Raw genomic sequence first — 18,730 nt, 5'->3', positions numbered from 1 at the left:
ATCTCCCCTCCTCATCGCTGAGAAGGACGCCAGTGTATGTCGGCGCCACGACGCGTCACATGGGGGTTTTCCCCGGAACCCCCGGCTCGACGATGGGGGTCGGCGAGGCTCGATCTTCGACCGGATGCGCCGATGCCGCCGACGATAGGCACGCGGTGAGAAACCCGCGATCAGCTATCGAAACGCAGACGCCGCGCAGATCCGGACACGCACGTGCGCCGATACACGACCGGGCCGGCCGCACACGCCACTCGGATCGCACGTCCGACCCGCGTGGCACTGCCTCACGACGATCGCTCCAGCCATGCCGTGTCGCTCGACCGGAATCCATTCCCTTCACGGCATACACCGGGAATCGCGGCCCGGCCCGCCCCCGGAGAAACGCCGAAGGGTGGATGCTCGCACGCTGGGCGTGCGGGCATCCACCCTGTGCTGGTCTCGAGCAGACCGAGCCGAACTACAGCGAGAGTCGCTCGCGAACGACGCCGGCGAGCTCGTCGGCGTGGCGGCGGGCTTCGTCTTCCGACGATGCCTCGACCATCACGCGCACGAGCTGCTCGGTGCCTGACGGGCGCAGCAGCACGCGTCCCGAGAGGCCGAGCTGCGCGGAGGCGCGGGCCACGGCATCCTGAACTCCCTCGTCGGTGGCGGCGCGGGAGCGGTCGACGTCCTTCACGTTCACCAGCACCTGCGGGTACACGGTCATGATCGACGCGAGCTCTTCGAGCGTCTTGCCGGTGCGAGCCATCTCGGCGACCAGGTGCAGGCCGGTGAGGAGGCCGTCGCCGGTCGTCGCGTAGTCGCTCATGATCACGTGGCCGGACTGCTCGCCGCCGAGCGAGAAGGCCCGCTCGTTCATGCGCTCGAGCACGTAGCGGTCACCGACCGCGGTGGTCTCGACGTGGATGCCGTGAGCCGACATGGCGCGGTGGAGTCCGAGGTTGCTCATCACGGTGGCGACGAGGGTGTCGTCTTTGAGTTCGCCGCGGTTCTTCATCGACACCGCGAGGATCGCCATGATCTGGTCGCCGTCGACGACCTTGCCGTTCGCGTCGACCGCGAGGCAGCGGTCGGCGTCGCCGTCGTGCGCGATGCCCACGTGGGCACCGACGCGTACGACGTGCTCGGCGAGCTGGTCGAGGTGGGTCGAGCCCACGCCGTCGTTGATGTTCCACCCGTCGGGGTCGGCGCCGATGACGGTGACCTTGGCGCCGGCGTCGCGGAACGTCTCGGGCGAGACACCGGATGCCGCGCCGTGCGCGCAGTCGAGCACGACGTGGAGGCCGTCGAGGCGGTTCGGCAGCGAGCCGAGCAGGTGGACGACGTAGCGGTCCTCGGCGTCGGCGAAGCGGCGGATGCGGCCGACTTCGGCGCCGGTCGGCATCAGCTTCGGTCCGGCCATGGCGGCCTCGATGCGCTGTTCGACCTCGTCGGGCAGCTTCACGCCGCCGCGGGCGAAGATCTTGATGCCGTTGTCGGGTGCGGGATTGTGGGATGCCGAGACCATGACGCCGAAGTCGGCATCCATGTCGGCGATCAGGAACGCCGCTGCGGGGGTCGGCAGCACGCCGGCGTCGAAGACGTCGACGCCCGACGAGGCGAGGCCGGCTTCGACCGCGGCGGAGAGGAACTCGCCGGAGACGCGCGGGTCGCGGGCGACGACGGCGGTGAGCCGCTTGCCCGCGGCGCGACGCGCCTCGGCGGAACGACCCTGGCCCAGGACGACGGCGGTCGCCTGGGCCAGGGACAGTGCGAGATCGGCGGTGAGGGGGCCGTTGGCCAGCCCCCTCACCCCGTCCGTGCCAAAGATCGGCATACGGAATGGAAGCCGATCAGCGCTTCGAGTACTGCGGCGCCTTGCGGGCCTTCTTGAGACCGGCCTTCTTGCGCTCGATGACGCGGGCGTCGCGCGAGAGGAAGCCGGCCTTCTTGAGGGTCGGGCGGTTGTTCTCGACGTCGATCTCGTTCAGCGCACGGGCGATGCCGAGGCGGAGCGCACCGGCCTGGCCCGAGGGGCCACCACCCGAGATGCGGACGATGACGTCGTACGCACCCGTGAGGTTGAGGACCGTGAACGGGTCGGTGATGAGCTGCTGGTGGAGCTTGTTCGGGAAGTAGTCCTCGAACGCACGGCCGTTGACCGTGATGGTGCCCGAGCCGGGGACGACGCGCACGCGGGCGATGGCCTGCTTGCGGCGACCGACTGCGGCGCCCGAGACCGAGAGCACGGGGCGCTCGGCGGCGACGACGGTCTCGTCGACGGTGGACTCGGTGGAGTAGCTCGTGGGGGTTTCTTCGATGTTCGCCATCAGTGTGTCCTGTTCTGTGCGGCGCTTACTGGGCGACCTGGTCGAAAACGTACGCGGTGGGCTTCTGCGCGGCGTGCGGGTGCTCGGCACCGCGGTACACCTTGAGCTTCGACAGCTGGTTGGCGCCGAGGGTGTTCTTCGGGAGCATGCCGCGGACGGCCTTCTCCACGGCGCGGACCGGGTTCTTCTCGAGGAGCTCCGAGTAGGTGACCGACTTGAGGCCGCCCGGGTAGCCCGAGTGACGGTAGGCCTTCTTCTGCTCGAGCTTCTGGCCCGTCAGTGCGACCTTGTCGGCGTTGATGATGATGACGAAGTCGCCCATGTCGACGTGGGGGGCGAAGGTCGCCTTGTGCTTGCCACGCAGGAGCGCGGCAGCGTGCGAGGCGAGGCGGCCGAGGACGACGTCAGTCGCGTCGATGACCAGCCACTCGCGCTGGGCTTCGCCAGCCTTGGGGGTGTAAGTGCGCGTCACAGTAGTGCTGCTTTCTTGATTCGAACGGAGAGGTTCGTGAATCCCACTCCGGGGTGGTTCTGTCTCTCGACGAGGGACCGAACACGCCAGTGGAGGGCTCACGTTCGCGGTGCCGGGTCAGCTGAGCCGGACACCAAAGATCAATAGTACGCGACTCGGATGCCTCGGCCAAACCGACGCTCTACCGGCAGGTCTCCCCGACTCGGGGTCGCCACGCCGAGCGTGCCCCTCCTCGGTCAGGTACCGGTTCTCAATCCGCTACCCCTGGCACGCTCTGTCGAACTCTGCGTTTCGGGAATCCACCCTCCCGGTCCTCCGGGTCTTGGTGGAACGTCGGGTGGTTGTCGCCATTCGGCTCGGTCGGGTGGTCGGGGCGGATCCCACGCCCAACTCCACGCCGCCTTGGAGACCAGCACGATCGGGGCGCCTTCGCCGGCGGGCGGACGCAGCAGGAACGAACCTTTCCCGTCCCTGGTGATGCGCCACCCGGTGTTGTGCAGCTTCATATGGTGGAAGCGACAGAGCAGCACGCCGCGATCCACGTCAGTCTTGCCACCCTCTGCGAAGTGGTCGATGTGGTGCGCCTCGCAGTACGACGGTGGGCGGTCACAACCCGGCCACACGCAGCCGCCGTCGCGGACGGCGAGCACGAGCCGCTGCGCACCCGAGTACATGCGGGCTTCTCGCCCGAGGTCGAACGGGTTGCCCTCGGGGTCGACGATGACCTCGATGAACCCGTTTGCGCACGCATTGCGATCGATCACCGAACCCGGCGGGGCGCACCCGCCGTCGCTGTCGTGGCCCACCGCGAGAAGTCGACCGAAGGCATCGCGGGGTCCGGCGTCCTTGACGACGACCATGCGCACGCCCGGCTGCCGCGATCCGAACACCCGCTTCGCCTCGGCAAGCGCGCCGGCACGGATGATGTCCATCAGCAGGTCATACGCGAGCTGGTCGTTCGTGCGCGGGTCATCGATGAGGTTCTCGGCCTCCGCGCGATCTTCGTCCGTCATGAAGCGCGGGCCACCGCGTCGCGGACGCAGCCCGGCGGCCAGCATGGACCGGACGAACGCCCCCATCTCGTCGTCGAAGGCGATCGTGCCGCGGTCCTGCCCGTCGGCATCGGTCCACATGCGGAATCGTCGAACCGCCGGCCGTAGCGCTCCTCGGCTCCGACCGGGTCGAGGATGTCTCGCATGGTCCGCGCGCGCTTCGCCAGTTCCTCCACCGGCAGCCCCGACGCTTCCACCGCGAGCGCTTCCGCCGCCAGCATCCACGCCTCACGCACCATCGCTTCGCGGGCGGCCTCGTCGGCCGGGTCCGCCGGCGGGAACAGCATCGACTCCCTCACCGGATCGCCGTCACCGCCCGGCGCCTCAGATCCATCCGCGCCGGCGACGTCGCCCTCACCGGGCTCGCCCTCGCCGGCGGGCGTATCGTTCGCGTCCGGCACGGCCTCCGCGCCACGCTCAGCGGTCGCCACCCGGGGCTCGCCGAGCCCTCGCCGGATCGCGTCATGCTGCGCCGTCGTCAGCCGCCCCTCGAGCAGCCCTCGCCGCAGCGGCTCATCCCACGGCACCACGCGCACCGGCGCCTCGACGCGCGCATCGACGCCGTCGTCGTCGCCGAACCCCGGAAGCCCCAACACCCCCGCAACCCCAACCCCAATGCGCAGATCAAGCGCTGGGGGCGCAGCATCCGTCCCCTCCACCAACGACTTGCCGACGCGCACCTGACGCACGGCGTCGGCCCTCGTGCCGCCGGTGATCGACTGGATCATCTTCTCGGGCGTCGAGAACCCCTGCCCGGCGGCGAGTCCGCCCTGTCCGCGATCCCGCGACGACCTCGTGGCCGCGACCCCCGCGATCACCGCCTGCAACCGGTCGGCATCGTTCGCGATGGCGCCGACCTCGGCGAGGATCTCGAGCACCGACGCATCACTCAACAGCGCCGCGCTCGAGGGGAGCGCCTCAGCATCGACGTCCAGCTCCGACCATGCCGCGAGCCGATTCAGACGGCCCTGCAGATCGGTGAGGATGTTCATACCTGAAGCATCTCACCAACGCCCGACATTCGAATCTGCGTTCGCCTACTCGAACTCCCCCGTCATCGCCGCCGCGAGGAAAGCCCGCCCGAGCATCGCCCCCTGGGCGACCGGCCCCTTCAGCGCGTCGGGCACCGTCAGCCCCGACTCCTCAACGCTTGCGAGTCCGAGCATCTCCAGATCGACGACCAGCCGACTCACGACGTACTGCTCCACCGGCGACAGCTCATCGAGCGCGTACGGCTCGGGGTCGACCAAGCCGAGCACCGCCTCGACACGGGTCTCCACGAGTTCGGCGCCGAACTCACCCGCGTCGATCAGCCCGTCACGCGTGATCAGATCCGCGACCACCAGCCCGATCAGCTGCTCGGCGAGCTCGAGCCCCGCCGCGTCCTCGTCGCGCGCCGCCACCTCCATCCCCCACCGCTCAGCCGCCGCTGCACGTCGCACGCGTGTCGTCGAGACGCTGATGATCTCGGCGATCTGCAGCGCCTCCCACCACGCCGTCACCAACGGCAGGTCGAACATCGACAGCGCCTCCACGGGCGCGCCCGCCGCCGGTCCTGCACCGCCGCCCATCACCTCGTCGCCGCCTCGCGACGCCCCCGGCGACGATCCGGAGTACTTGGCCACACCGACGGCCGCGATACCGACCATGCCGGCGACGACCTCGATGTCCGCGCGTCGCACCGCCCCGCTCGACGTGACCGGCCGCCCCGTGCCGACCCACTCCAGCAGCCGGTCGACACCGGCGATCATGGGCACCGCGGCCAGCACCGCACGTCGCTCGGAAAGGTCGACAGCGTGCGTGGCGGCAACCGCCTCGATGACGACCGCTCGCCCAGGATCGAACTCATCGAGCGCCAGTTCGATCGCCTCGTGGGCGTCATCCCACGCCGCGGGGTCGGCGTCGGTCTCCAGCCGGAAGTGCACGTAGTCGTGCAGCGTCTCCAGGGCCTGCTCGACAGCTTCATCGCCATCGGGGTCGTCCTGTTCGAGGTCGAGCACGACATCGATCAGCTCATCGATGTCGTCCGGCTCGCGCAGATCGAGGCCGTTCCCGCGCGCGACAGACTGCAGCACCTCGAACAGCTCCACCTCCTGAGCAGGCTCCGGTGCCGCGATCGCCTCCTGCCGCCGAAGCCAGCCCCCGAACTCGCGCACCAGAGCCTGATCACGAGAACGGATGCTGCCGCCCGACGCCCGCCCCGCACCCGGGGCAGGCGAGCCCAGCACAGCAGGGCGAACGAAGCTGCTCACCGACGCCCCGTCGCGCACGAAGCTGCTTCCCGATCCACCCGAACCGGAGCCACCCGAACCCGCCCCGAACGCCGCACCCGCACCCGCTCCCGAGCCACCCGCCCGCGAGCCGCCCTCATCCGGCACGAGCCGCAGTCGTGGCGCTCCGGTGAGCTCGCGCACCGCGATCGCCCGCACGTCCACGCCCTCCGCGTCCGCCCGGCGCCCGATCCCGTCCGCGACGAGCAGCGCCGCGCCCTGGAAGATCGCGAGCCCGCTATGTCCCCGGTGCAGTCGGCCGATCGACGCGAACGCCCGGCCTTTGCGGGCCAGCGCGAGCAGATCCTTCGCAGCCGCCTGGGCAGCCCGGGGACCGCGGCGCACCCGGGTGCCGGCGAGCACGGCGTCCCACTCGGGGTTCGTGTACCAGTCGTCGAGCAACCCGATTGCGACCCCCATGACGTGCGAGATCGCCGCCGCACCGTGGGACGGCTCGGCCTGGACCGAATCGAGCACGTCGAAGGGAGTCGGGTCGCGCTCATCCGCGAACCCCACCGAGAACTCGCGCAGCACGGCGAGCGCGTCGGCACGCTGCGGGCCGACGGGCGTGACGAGCTCGAGGTTGCGTCGCTCCGTCGCCCGCGCGAGTGCGGCGTTCACCTCGTCGATGTCGGCACCGTCGAGATCGTCGAGGTCGATGCCCTCCGCGGCCAGCAGCGGCGCGATCTCGTCGAGCATGCGCTGCCCAGAGCCGGGCGAGTACTTCACGCCCATCGCCTCCAGCTGCGCTCGGAACTCGGGGTCGTCGAAAGGCGAATCCATACCTGAAACGGTACCCGCGGCATCCTCCTTATATAGAGAGGAACGGATGCTGCGCGCCCCGCCGTACCCGATCGCCTCGTCGACTCCCGTCTGACGCTGTTCATGTCATCTGTAACACCGGGTTCACGGAGCCTCTCTAATGTTCTCCTCATGAAACCACCGTCGATCAAAGCAGTGATCCCCGCCGCCGGTCTGGGCACGCGCTTCCTTCCCGCCACCAAGGCGATGCCGAAGGAGATGCTCCCCGTCGTCGACAAGCCCGCCATCCAGTACGTCGTCGAAGAGGCGGTGGCTGCGGGCATCGACGACGTCCTCGTCATCATCGGACGTAACAAGAACGCCCTCGCCAACCACTTCGACCGCGTCACCGAGCTCGAGGACACCCTCCACCGCAAGGGCGACCTCACCAAGCTCGAGCGTGTCATGCATCCGAGTTCGCTCGCCGACGTGCACTTCGTCCGCCAGGGCGACCCGCGCGGTCTCGGTCACGCCGTGCTGCGCGCGCGCAAGCACGTCGGCAACGAGACGTTCGCCGTGATGCTCGGCGATGACCTGATCGATGCGCGCGACCCGCTGCTCTCGCGCATGATCGAGGTCTCGCAGCGCGAGTCGGCCACCGTCGTCGCCCTCATGGAGGTCGAGCCCAGTCAGATCCACCTGTACGGGTGCGCCGACGTCGAGGCGACCGGCGAGACCGACATCGTCAAGATCAATGCCCTCGTCGAGAAGCCCTCGGCGGAGGAGGCGCCGAGCAACCTGGCGATCATCGGCCGCTACGTGCTCAAGCCCGAGATCTTCGACGTGCTCGAGCGCACCGAGCCGGGCAAGGGCGGCGAGATCCAGCTGACCGACGCGCTCGAGGTGCTCGCCGACGACGAGCAGATCGCCGGCCCGGTGCTGGGCGTCGTGTTCGGCGGCCGCCGCTACGACACGGGAGACCGGCTCGACTACCTGAAGTCCAGCATCCAGCTCGCCCTCGACCGCGACGACCTCGGCCCCGAGCTGGCCGCTTGGATCAAGGAACTCGCGCCTCAGCTCGGCTGAGCGCACACCTGAAAGCGGGACGGATGCCGCGACCCGAGGCATCCGTTTCGCGCACGCGTCACCACACCAGCAGTGCCACACCGATCGCGTTGAAGGCGACGTGCGCGATGAGGGCTCCCGCGAGGCGTCCGGTCAGCACCGTGAGCACGCCGCATCCGAGTCCCACGGCCACGGTCCCGAGGAACAGGCCGACAGGCACCGACGTCCCCGAAGCCAGCGCATGCAGCCCCGTGAAGATCGCCGTCGCCACCGCGACCGCGACCACTCCTGCGAGGAGCCGCCCGGCCCCCGCGAGTGCGTCACCGAGCGCCCGCTGCAGCAGTCCGCGGAAGAACAGCTCCTCTATCAACGGAGTCACGAGCACGGCTCCCGCGAGCCCGACGATGATCGCCGCCGTCGCGTCGAACCCACCGCCCGACAGCCCGCCGGCGAGCCCACCTCTATAAGTAGGTGCGACGAGCTCCACGAGCGCCCGCGCGACAAGTCCGACGCCCAGGCCGGCGACGAGGTCGATCCACGAGAATCCCCGGAGGCCCACCGCTGCCCGGAACCCGTCGCCCGACACCCGCACGGCGACGATGACCGCCCCCAGCAGCGGAGCCGACAGCAGCAGCAGGTCGATCACGGCGACGACGACGGCCGGCCACCGCACGAGCGCTGAATGCACCGACGGCAGCCACAGGATCACGACCGCGACGAGGAGCGCCCCCACCGCGGCGACCGCGACGGCCGCCCACGGATGCTGCCACGCACGGCGGACCGCCGTGACGTCCGAGTCCTTCACCGGCACACCCCCCGAGCCCCGGGTATACGACGAAGACCCCGGGCGCGAGCCCGGGGTCTTCGAGGAGTCGTTGGTCAGCGGTTGCTCGCTGCGCGACGACGGGCGACGGCGGCTGCGACGGCGATGCCGCCGAGGCCGATGGCGCCGACGCCGAGCCAGATGATCGCGCCGGGAACCTCGCCACCCGTGGCGGGCAGCTGGCCCGAGCCGGTCGAACCGCCCGTGCTGGAGCCTGCGGCTGCGACGTTGAGGGTGACCGAGCCGATCGTGGTCTCGCCGTCCGAGACGCTGACCTCGTAGGTGCCGGCGGTCTGAGCGGTGAACGTGGCCGAGGCCGAACCGTTGGTGACCGGCTTCGAGACGCCGCCGCCGCTCGAGGCGACGACGATCGATGCCAGCGTGGCGCCGGTCGAGGGGGTGACCGAGAAGAAGACCGTCTCCAGGTCACCGAGTTCGTTGAACGTGATGGTGATGGGCTGACCGACGGCAGGCGTGGTGTCGCTCACCGTGCCGGGAACCCCGACGGTGTAGTCGGCGGAGGCAGCTCCGGCGCCTCCGAGGACGAGCAGGCCGGCAACAGCGACCGCGGCGAAAGCCTTCTTGAACATTGCAGAGTTCTCCCGAGTTATTTGCACGTCATCGGCGGGGGGATTCGTGTCGGCAAGCGCTCCCCGCGCGGCCCGACCCGTCACACGCTATCGCATTCTGAGAGTTCGATGAGAGGCCGAGGGTTTCCAGAAAGTAACAAGTTGTAGCCTTTGTCCCCCCTTTGGGGGACAAATCTGAGCGAAATGCCCAATGACCTAGGTCATTGCGCCGGCAAGCAGCCCCAAGCCGACGTACGAGGCGTTGTAGACGACGTGCACGAGCACCGCGCCCCAGATGCGGCCGGTCAGCACCACGAGCAGCGCGCACACGATGCCCAGGAGCGACAGCGACACGACCCCGCTCACGTCGGCAGCGCCGGTGATCCCGTGCACCAGCACGAACAGCGCGGTCGACCCGAGCGCCGCCGCCAGCCCCGCGGTGAGCTTGCCGAACGGTCGGCGCAGCACCGTGTACAGCGCGACGAGCAGCACGCCGCGGAAGAAGAACTCCTCGACCACCGGCGCCACCACGACGGGCGCCACGACGTCGAAGATCACCGTCGACAGCGACACCGACTCGCCCACCTCAACGACACCCGGCCACTCCGCCGGCGTCCCGTCGAGCCCGTCGATCCATCCCTGCGTCGTCCGCAGCAGCGCGCCGAGCGCGACCCCGTAGAGCACGTCGATCGCCCGCACCCGCAGCAGCCCGATCGGGCGCGACCGGGTGAAGGCCCACACGATGGGCAGCAGCATCCCGATCCAGATGATGACGGTGGCGGATGCTGCGGCCCACGGCGAATCCCACACCGCGGCCACGAGCGACCCGAGCAGCACGGAGGCGCCGAGCGAGATGAGTGCGATCGCGAGCAGACCCTCGCGCCACCGGTAGACGGTGCGCCCGCCGAGCCGCCAGTCCGTGCGGGCCTCGTGCGACGCGCGCCGCGAGCGCCGCGGCGCCGGTTCCTCGACGAGCGCCTCCTCCGCGACAGCAGCGGCCGAAGACCCCGAAGGCGGCTGCAGCGACCACAGGTCGACCACGGATCCGGCGTCGCTAGGCTGGTCGGGCACCCGCCAACGTTACCCCGCCCCCGTGGAGGCCCTTCCTTGTTCGACATCCTCACGGTGTGCACGGGCAACATCTGCCGATCGCCGCTCGCCGAGCAGCTGCTGCGCGACCGACTGGCCGACCTGGCGCCCCACGTGGCGAGCGCCGGCACGCGGGGCCTCGCGGCCGCGCCGATGACTCCCGAGGCCGCGCACATCGCCCAGGCGCTCGGTGTTCCGGCGTCCGAGACGGCCGAGCACCGGTCGCGGTTCCTCACCGAGAAGCACCTCGAGTCGCCCGACCTCATCCTCGCGATGACCCGCGCGCACCGGCGTGCGATCGCCGAGCTGGCGCCGTCGCGCCTGCGCTCCACCTTCACGATCCGCGAGTTCGCGCGCATCGCTGCCGCGGTTCCTCACGGCGAGATCAAGGCGGCGGCGGATGCTGCCGCTTACCCTTCTGAGAAGCTCAGGGCCGCGGCATCCGTTGTCGCGTCCTATCGCGGTCTCGTGCCGCCGCCGGACGATCCCGACGACGATGACGTGATCGACCCCTTCCGGCAGCCGTGGGAGACGTACCTGCTGTCGGCGCGGCAGCTCGAGCCGGCCGTGACGGCCGTCGCCGCCACGGTGCGCCTGGCAGTGGCGTAACGCTTTCCAGGGTGCGACCAGGCCCTGTGACACAATGCTCGGAGCACCGGCCCAACCCCCACGAGAGGCGACATGGAGCTCACCGACTACATCCGGATCCTGCGTAAGAACTGGGTGATCATCGTCGTCGCCACCCTGGTGGGGATCGGAATCGCCGCAGCCTGGTCGCTCACCCGTACCCCCCAGTACGAGGCGCAGAGCACGGTTTTCGTGTCGACCCAGTCGGGTTCGACCATCCAGGATCTGCAGCAGGGATCGAACTTCACGCAGTCCCGCGTGCAGACGTACACGAACCTCGTCGAGACGCCGATCGTCATGAACCCGGTGATCGCCGAGCTCGACCTCGGGGTGACCGCGAACGAGCTGGCGGCGACCGTCGAGTCGTCGGCGGCTCTCAACACCACTCTCATCACGATCACGGTGACCGGTCCTGACCCGGTGCAGGCGGCCGACGTCGCGAACGCGCTCGGTGCGTCGCTGAAGTCGGTGGTCGAGCGGCTCGAGACGCCGAACGGCGCCGACACCAGTCCCGTGCGGGTCGAGCGTGTGAAAGACGCACTGCCGCCGCTCACGCCGTCGAGCCCCAACGTTCCGCTCAACCTCGCGCTGGGCGCACTGGTGGGTCTGGCGATCGGCATCGGCGCGGCGGTGCTGCGTGCGGTGCTCGACACGCGCATCCGCACGCCTCGCGACGTGGAGCAGGTCACCGACCGCCCGCTCATCGGCGCGATCGCCTTCGACCCGAAGGCCAAGGAGCGCCCGCTCATCGTGCACGCCGATCCGCTCAGCCCGCGGTCGGAGTCGTTCCGCGCGATGCGCACGAACCTGCAGTTCCTCGAGACCGACGGGCGCGCGTCGTACGTGATCACGTCGAGCGTGCCGAGCGAGGGCAAGTCGACGACGGCGATCAACCTCGCGATCGCGCTGGCCGACGCGGGCAAGCGCGTCGCGCTGCTCGACACCGACCTGCGCAAGCCCAAGGTCGCCGAGTACCTCGGCATCGAGGGCGGCGCCGGCCTCACCGACGTGCTGATTGGCCGTGCGCGCCTGGCCGACGTGATGCTCCCGTGGGGCAACCGCAGCCTGTACGTGCTGCCCGCCGGCAAGATCCCGCCGAACCCGAGCGAGCTGCTCGGCTCGAAGAGCATGCTGCAACTGCTCGAGGCCCTCGAGCGCGATGTCGACATCGTGCTCTGCGACGCTCCTCCCCTTCTTCCGGTGACGGATGCTGCGATCCTCGCGAAGGCGACCAGCGGGGCGATCCTCGTGGTCAGCGCCGGCCACACCAACCGCCACCAGCTGTCGGGCGCCGTCGACGCGCTCAACACGGCCGGCGCGCACATCGCCGGCGTGACGCTGACGATGGTTCCGACGCGTGGTCCGGATTCGTACGCCTACGGCTACGGGTACGGCTCGTACGGCTACGGCTACGTGCAGGAGAAGCCGGCGAAGAAGGCCAAGAAGACGAAGGCCCCGAAGGCCGCGCCCGCCCCGGCGCGCACGTCGACGGGTCCTGCGACTGCCCCCGCGCCGGCGCGCACGTCGGCGCCCGCCGCTCAGCCCGCGAGGGCCGCCGCGCCCGCGGCACGCCCCGCCACGGCCGAGCCCATCCGTTCGATCCCCGCCGCCGTCGACCAGCCGCGTCAGGCGGAGACCTCGCAAGACGCGACGATCACGATCGACGACATCATCCGGCAGGCGGGTGGAGCGTCGACCGCGCCCGGTCGCAACGATCCGCTCCCCTGAGCCCGGAAGACTGATGCAACGCCTCGGCGCCGCGAGATGGGTCGCGATCGCGGGAATCGCCGTGCTCGTGGCCGCGGTCGCCGTGCTCGTGTTCGCCGCGCTCCAGCACACGCGCCCTGAGTCCACCGGTGCCGAGACCGAGCCGGTGCCAGAGTTCACGCTGGGCGTGCAGACCCCGACGCCGACCCCGACGCCCACGCAAAGCGCCCCGAGCCTCGAGCAGACCCGCCTGCTGGGGCTCGGCTCTGAGGTGTGGTGGCGCGCCACGGCCGGCTCGTGCGCAGGCCCGGCGCCGCTGATCGAGCGCTCGTACGACCAGGGAGCGACCTGGACCGACGTGACCCCGACCTACCGCGGCATCGCCCAGGTGCAGACGCTCGAGGCGTTCTCGGCCCGCGACGCCGAGATCGTCGCCGCCATGGCCGGCTGCGAGCCGCAGGCGCTGCGCACGTACACGCGCGGCGAGTTCTGGGACTCCTACCCCGACGTGCTCGCCGCGTCGCGCTACGTCGATCCGCGCGATCCCGGCACGGTGCAGCTTCCGTCGGGCCCCGTGCCCGCACCCTGCCCCGCCGCCTTCGGGCTTCACGCCTTCGGCGACGTGATCGCGCTGGTCTGCGACGACCGCGCGTGGTCGTGGTCGGGCGACGAATGGGTCGCATTGGCCCGTGAGAACGCGCTCGCGGTGACGATCGACGGCTCAGACGTGCTGGTCGCGCATCGCGCCGACGACTGCGCCGGTGTCGCGATCGCTCGCGTGGCCGCCGACACTCCCGATGTCGCGTCCGCGGTGGGCTGCGCGGAGGGAACGGATGCTGCCGCCCCGATCGCGATCGCCCCCCGCGGTGATGGCGTCGTGGCGTGGATCGGCGACGCGCTCGTCGGCGTTCCCTGACACCACCGTCATCACTTCCTGTTGACGAAATCGTCGTCGGCGAGGATCATGTCTCAGGTCCGGCACACTGGGGCTGCCGGTCAGGGCCGTCCGGTTTGCGCTCACCCGAGGCGCAGGATTGGAGCCGAGGTCGATATGCCAACACAGCGACGCCGATTGCGAGTCGCGCTGAGCGCCATGGGCAGTGCCCGGCTCAGGGGGACGGGCGCGAGCCTCCCGGTGTTCGCCCTCGAGTAGCAGGTCCATACCGAGTCCGCCGCGACTTCCCGAGAGCCGCGGCGGGCTCCCTTTGTCCGGTTCCGCGTACTCTCGACGAACCTCAAGATCCCCGCGTTTTCTCCTCAAGTCGCGTAATGGAACTTGGATGCGACTGAATGAGACCCCTAGGTTCATGAACGTCGCCCTTTCGCCGCGATGCCGGATACCCGAAGTTCTCCGGCGGTCTCGCGAAGTGCGACACATCTGAGGGCAGAGCCCGTGCGCCGTGGGGGCGCGTCGGGTCTGGGGCTGCCTTCTGTAGCGATGCCTCTGGGGGGCACCGAATGAATCTCGACGCTTCATCGCGCCGGAAAATGCGGCAGCACGCTCGCAACCGCCGCCGCACGCGCCGCTCGGCAGCCGCCGTCGCCGCCACTGTGCTGTCTGCCGGACTCGTGCTCGGGGGCCTCGCACCCGCCCTCGCGGTGCCGTCGGTCGCACCGGCGACATCGGTCGACACGGCCGCCGCGGCAAGCGCTGCGCAGGTGATCGCACCGCTCGCCGCCCCGACCATCCCTGCAAACGGCGCGGCTGTCACGGTCAACCTGCGCGCTCTCCGGGCCGCCGCCGGCAGCCAGACCACGACCTCGGCGACCGCGGGCATCAAGCTCGAGCTCCGCAACGAGGTCACGGTCGACAACGGCCAGACGTACGGCGACACCGTCGTGGCCACCTGCACGACCGACGCCGACGGCGACTGCAACTTCGTGCTCACGAACGTCCCCGCTTCGAACGGCTCGCGCTACTGGGTCGTCCCCACCGCGACCGCCGGCGCCGACGCGTTCCTCAGCCAGTACCTCGTCACCGGCAACAACACCGACGCGACCAACGACACCAACCGCTTCGCCGCGACGCCGTACGCGTTCCGCACCCCGGCGATCACCCGCTCGCAGACGCCCTACCAGGTGCCCACGACCGGCCTCGGCGACATGCCCGGCAACTCCCGCGTCGGCAACCCGGGCCTGCCGCTCTCGCGCTCCGTGTCGACCACCAACCGCTGGGCCCACTACGGCACTGAAATGGTCGCCACGATCGACAACCCGCGCTTCACGCCGACCTGCACGCCCGGCCTCAAGGTCGCGCTGATCGTCGACACGTCGACCTCGATGACCTACAACAACAACGAGGGCCTCAACGGCGCTCGCACCGCGTCGAAGGCGTTCGCAGCGGCGTTCGCGAACAAGGGCGTGTCGCTCGGCATCTTCCAGTTCGGCAACGATGCGGCCACCGTCATGGCCCCGACCGTCGTGACCAGCGCCAACCTCTCGAGCATCAACACGACGATCAACGGCATCTCGGTGTCGGGCACGCAGTACACCAACTGGGATCGCGGCATCGAGCAGGTCGCAGGCGCCGACTACGACATCGCGGTCATGCTGACCGACGGCAACCCGACGCGCTACCGCAGCAACCAGGGCAACAGCGCCTGGACCGACCTGCGCGGCATCGAAGAGGCCATCCTCTCGGCCAACCTCGTCAAGGCGCAGGGCACGCAGATGATCACGTTCGGCGTCGGCGACTACCTCAACCCGAGCACGCCGTACAACCTGGCGTCGGTCACCGGTCCCGTGCAGTGGACCGCGAACGGCGGCATCCCGATCGGTCAGGCCGACTTCGCGATCCCGACGGACTGGAACGTCGTCGCGACCCAGCTCGGCAACCTGGCCTCGTCGCTGACGTGCGAGGCGACGGTGCAGGTCCGCAAGCAGGAGCGCGCGGGCAATGGAACGCTGACGGATGCTGCGAACTGGACGTTCACGCCCACCAAGACCGGTTCGGGCACGATGACGCCGGCGGGTGCGCAGACGACGGTGGCGGGCGGCTACCTGCCCCAGCCGTGGCGCATCGCCTTCACGAACACGACGCAGACCGCGGGCGTGTCGATCACCGAGACGGCGAAGCCCGGCTGGTCGGTCGAGAGCGTGACGTGCACGAAGAACGGCGCCCCGATCTCGGGCATCCCGAACGCGGCCACGTTCTCGCTGACGGGCCTGACCACCGGCGACGCCGTGGTGTGCACGGTGATCAACGGCCAGGCCGCGACCGTGCAGGCGAACAAGACGTGGGTCGTGAAGGACTCGGCGGGAACCACCGTCGGCACGTACTACCAGCGCGGCAACGCGAACGACTCGGCGGTCCCGACCGGCCTCGCCGCGACGCCCGGCATCGGCCAGACGCCGTCGCCGAAGTGGGGCACGGCGTACAGCGGGTTCTCGATCGGCCAGCAGCTCGCCCTGCGCGAGACCGCGTCGATCGACGCCCAGCTGCTGCCGGGCTGCGTGCTCACGTCGCAGCAGCTGACGTCGGGCAACAGCCTGTCGACCGGCCTGCCGTTCGACCTCACGAAGGGCGACTACACCGCGACTCTCGTGGGCGGCGCGAACGTCTTCGAGTTCACCAACACCGTCACCTGCACGCAGACGCTCGACCTGGTCAAGGTCGTCGCGGCGCCCGGCACCGAGAAGACGTCTTCGTGGACGCTCGAGGCGAAGGCTCCGTCGGGCGCACTGGCCGGCCCGAAGGGCACCTACAGCGCCTCCACCCCGGTGACCGGCAAGGTCTCCCCCGCCGCGGCGTACTCGCTGTCGGAGACGGGCGGACCCGACACCTACATCCCGGCGAGCGCCGGCTGGCAGTGCGTGCTCACCGGCACCACCACCACGGTTCCCGTGACGAGTTCCAAGGTCACCGTGCCGCTCGGCCAGAAGGTCACGTGCACCGTCACCAACACGACGGCGAAGCTCACGCTGCTGAAGAAGACCGCCGACGGCTCGGGCCTCGTGCCCGCCGACTTCACCCTGACGGGCACGCCGGCCTCGGGCTTCACGCTCGCGACGCTGCAGACGGCCGGGGCGACCACGGCGAACGCGGGCAACACGTTCGAGGTGCGTCCCGCGCACACGTACACGCTGGCCGAGACGACGAGCGACGGCACCATCGCGTACCGCAACCTCGCGCTGCAGAAGCTCAAGCCGGGCACCGACCCCGCGGTCGACGCGAACTGGGAGAACGTCGGTTCCGCCGACGTGCAGGTCGCGGCCGGTGAGAGCGCGGTCTACCGATTCGTCAACGACAAGGTGCCCGCGGTCGTGCTGCCGCTCACCGGCGGCACCGCGTCGGACGCCTACCTGCTCCTGGGCGGAGCCATCGTCTCGGCGATCGTCGCCGTGGCCGCGTGGCGCGCTGCCCGCCGCATGAAGCGAGGAGCCGCCTGAACCATTCCGACCCGATTCAACCGAACAGCTCCATCCATCCGAAGAACCATTTGACCAACTTTCTGGGGAAGTAGATCAACATGAAGAAGTCCATCTCGACGCGGCTGATCGCCGCCGTCGGCGCCCTCGCTCTGGGGATCCTGGGCGCCGCCGCGCTGGCCACGCCCGCATCCGCAACCGAGCCGATCACGCCGAACGGCGTCGGCAACATCACCGGCGAGTCCGGCTCGCTGACCATCCACAAGTACGAGCGCACGGCGGACAGCCCGCTCAACCCCGGCACCGGCGAGAAGATCCCGGGCTTCACCGGCATCGGTCTCGACGGCGTCGAGTTCACGATCCAGAAGGTGACCACGCCGGCGCTCACCACGACGGCCGGCTGGGCCGCCGTCGAGGCGATCACCAAGGCTGCCGACCCGATTGCCGCGGCCACCGCCGCGGGCCTCGACGCCGGCACCAAGGTCACCACCGCCAACGGTGGCGTCGCCACCAAGAACCTGCCGTACGCGCTCTACCTCGTCACCGAGACGAATTCGCCCTCGTCGGTCACCGACAAGGCTGCACCGTTCCTCGTGACGATTCCGTTCCCGACGGGCCCGACGGGTCAGAACGCCAACGAGTGGATCTACGACGTCCACGTCTACCCGAAGAACGGCGTGAGCAAGCTGGAGAAGAAGGTCGTTGCTCCGGCCGCGGGCGAGCTGAAGTACGGCGACCTCGTGCGCTGGCAGATCGAGGCGAACGTGCCTGTGCTCCAGAACGGCGAGCAGCTCGACACCTTCACCGTCACCGACAAGATCGACACGACGCAGCTGGCGTTCGTGACCGACGCGCAGGCGACCGCCTTCGGCGTCGCACCGACCGCCGTCACCGCGACCAAGGGCGGCGCGAACGTGCCGCTGGTGGCAGCCGACTACACGATCACGCCGTCGCCCGCCGCGGGTGCCGAGCTGACGGTCACGTTCACGCAGACCGGTCGCGACAAGCTCGAGGCCTCGGCGCAGGGCGGCAAGGTCGTCTTCACGGTGCTGACGCAGGTCAAGACCATCCCGGCGAACGGTGTCGTCAAGAACGACGCGGTGAGCGTCGTGAACGACAGCACGCTCGACGCTTCGACCACCACCTCGGTGGGGCAGCTGCGCGTGCTCAAGTTCGCGCTGGCCGACGGCAGCAAGGCCGCGCTCAACGGCGCCACCTTCAAGCTGTACCTCGACGAGGGCAAGACCCAGGCCGTGACCGTGGCCGGCCAGAGCGAGTGGACCACCGCGAACGGCGGCCTGCTCAACATCCCGGCACTGCGCCCCGGCACCTACTGGCTCGTCGAGACGGCCGCCCCGGCGGGCTACCAGCTCGACGGCACCGCCAAGAAGGTCGAGGTCGTCGCCGGCCAGTCGACCACGACGGTCAACTACGTCGAGGTCGAGAACAAGCAGGTCCCCGCGTGGGCTCTTCCTCTCACCGGTGGTGACGGCGCCCTCTGGTTCGGTGTCGGCGGCGCGGCTCTCGTCGCGATCACCGTCGGCGCGGCGGTGCTCATCGCGCGTCGTCGTACGACGGCCACGGCCTGACCCGATTCGCCGCCGTCCCCCGACGGCGGTGAACCGGACGGTGGCGGGT

The 18,730-nt window shown here is 69.9% G+C and carries 15 protein-coding genes; 6 read left to right on the top strand and 9 right to left on the bottom strand.

The window, feature by feature from the left end; all coding sequences use genetic code 11:
- Window positions 1-457 precede the first annotated feature (457 nt).
- The 6 genes from glmM to ACVN90_RS03505 all read right to left on the bottom strand — a co-directional run bounded on the left by glmM (window position 458) and on the right by ACVN90_RS03505 (window position 6,886).
- Window positions 458-1,816 (bottom strand): phosphoglucosamine mutase, encoded by a 1,359-nt coding sequence (gene glmM / locus ACVN90_RS03530; protein WP_475100796.1) that lies wholly within the window; start codon window positions 1,814-1,816, stop codon window positions 458-460.
- Window positions 1,817-1,832: 16 nt separating this feature from the next.
- The gene (gene rpsI / locus ACVN90_RS03525) at window positions 1,833-2,309 is read right to left on the bottom strand and encodes a 30S ribosomal protein S9 (RefSeq protein ID WP_056371198.1); all 477 of its coding nucleotides are present in this window, start codon (window positions 2,307-2,309) and stop codon (window positions 1,833-1,835) included.
- A gap of 25 nt (window positions 2,310-2,334) precedes the next feature.
- The gene (gene rplM / locus ACVN90_RS03520; protein ID WP_109210436.1) at window positions 2,335-2,781 is read right to left on the bottom strand and encodes a 50S ribosomal protein L13; all 447 of its coding nucleotides are present in this window, start codon (window positions 2,779-2,781) and stop codon (window positions 2,335-2,337) included.
- Between the two features lie 236 nt (window positions 2,782-3,017).
- Complete coding sequence (locus ACVN90_RS03515; protein ID WP_475100795.1) at window positions 3,018-3,794, bottom strand: HNH endonuclease signature motif containing protein; 777 nt, start codon at window positions 3,792-3,794, stop codon at window positions 3,018-3,020.
- Window positions 3,791-4,825: a hypothetical protein gene (locus tag ACVN90_RS03510; protein ID WP_475100794.1), complete on the bottom strand. Its 1,035-nt coding sequence runs from the start codon at window positions 4,823-4,825 to the stop codon at window positions 3,791-3,793. The genes ACVN90_RS03515 and ACVN90_RS03510 overlap by 4 nt, the downstream gene beginning before the upstream one ends.
- A 45-nt stretch (window positions 4,826-4,870) precedes the next feature.
- Entirely contained in the window at window positions 4,871-6,886 is a 2,016-nt protein-coding gene (locus tag ACVN90_RS03505; protein ID WP_475100793.1) for a hypothetical protein, read from the bottom strand.
- A 150-nt stretch (window positions 6,887-7,036) separates the two neighbouring features.
- Here ACVN90_RS03505 and galU point away from each other — a divergent pair, with 150 nt between their 5' ends.
- Entirely contained in the window at window positions 7,037-7,930 is an 894-nt protein-coding gene (gene galU / locus ACVN90_RS03500) for a UTP--glucose-1-phosphate uridylyltransferase GalU (RefSeq protein WP_475100792.1), read from the top strand.
- 58 nt (window positions 7,931-7,988) lie between these two features.
- On the opposite strand, the gene ACVN90_RS03495 is transcribed toward galU, so the two are convergent.
- From ACVN90_RS03495 to ACVN90_RS03485, 3 genes are all read right to left on the bottom strand, one after another.
- Window positions 7,989-8,714, bottom strand: a complete 726-nt coding sequence (locus tag ACVN90_RS03495; RefSeq protein WP_475100791.1) for a lysostaphin resistance A-like protein — start codon at window positions 8,712-8,714, stop codon at window positions 7,989-7,991.
- Between the two features lie 74 nt (window positions 8,715-8,788).
- Window positions 8,789-9,322, bottom strand: a complete 534-nt coding sequence (locus ACVN90_RS03490; RefSeq protein WP_475100790.1) for an LPXTG cell wall anchor domain-containing protein — start codon at window positions 9,320-9,322, stop codon at window positions 8,789-8,791.
- A 195-nt stretch (window positions 9,323-9,517) separates the two neighbouring features.
- Window positions 9,518-10,372, bottom strand: a complete 855-nt coding sequence (locus ACVN90_RS03485) for a lysostaphin resistance A-like protein (RefSeq protein ID WP_475100789.1) — start codon at window positions 10,370-10,372, stop codon at window positions 9,518-9,520.
- 36 nt (window positions 10,373-10,408) lie between these two features.
- On the opposite strand from ACVN90_RS03485, the gene ACVN90_RS03480 reads away from it, so the two are divergent.
- The 5 genes from ACVN90_RS03480 (at window position 10,409) to ACVN90_RS03460 (ending at window position 18,681) form a co-directional block, all read left to right on the top strand.
- Window positions 10,409-10,999 carry an arsenate reductase/protein-tyrosine-phosphatase family protein gene (locus ACVN90_RS03480; protein WP_475100788.1) on the top strand — a complete coding sequence of 197 codons (591 nt, stop codon included), beginning with the start codon at window positions 10,409-10,411 and terminating at the stop codon, window positions 10,997-10,999.
- A gap of 72 nt (window positions 11,000-11,071) precedes the next feature.
- Window positions 11,072-12,745: a tyrosine-protein kinase domain-containing protein gene (locus ACVN90_RS03475; protein ID WP_475100787.1), complete on the top strand. Its 1,674-nt coding sequence runs from the start codon at window positions 11,072-11,074 to the stop codon at window positions 12,743-12,745.
- 13 nt (window positions 12,746-12,758) lie between these two features.
- Window positions 12,759-13,640: a hypothetical protein gene (locus tag ACVN90_RS03470; protein ID WP_475100786.1), complete on the top strand. Its 882-nt coding sequence runs from the start codon at window positions 12,759-12,761 to the stop codon at window positions 13,638-13,640.
- Window positions 13,641-14,212: 572 nt separating this feature from the next.
- Window positions 14,213-17,113: a prealbumin-like fold domain-containing protein gene (locus ACVN90_RS03465; protein WP_475100785.1), complete on the top strand. Its 2,901-nt coding sequence runs from the start codon at window positions 14,213-14,215 to the stop codon at window positions 17,111-17,113.
- Between the two features lie 80 nt (window positions 17,114-17,193).
- Window positions 17,194-18,681 (top strand): SpaH/EbpB family LPXTG-anchored major pilin, encoded by a 1,488-nt coding sequence (locus ACVN90_RS03460; RefSeq protein ID WP_475100784.1) that lies wholly within the window; start codon window positions 17,194-17,196, stop codon window positions 18,679-18,681.
- The last annotated feature ends 49 nt before the right edge of the window (window positions 18,682-18,730 follow it).

The organism is Microbacterium sp. F01, assembly GCF_056156365.1.
Note: the sequence above shows the minus strand (reverse complement) of the source record. Positions and strands in the feature narration are given on the sequence as shown.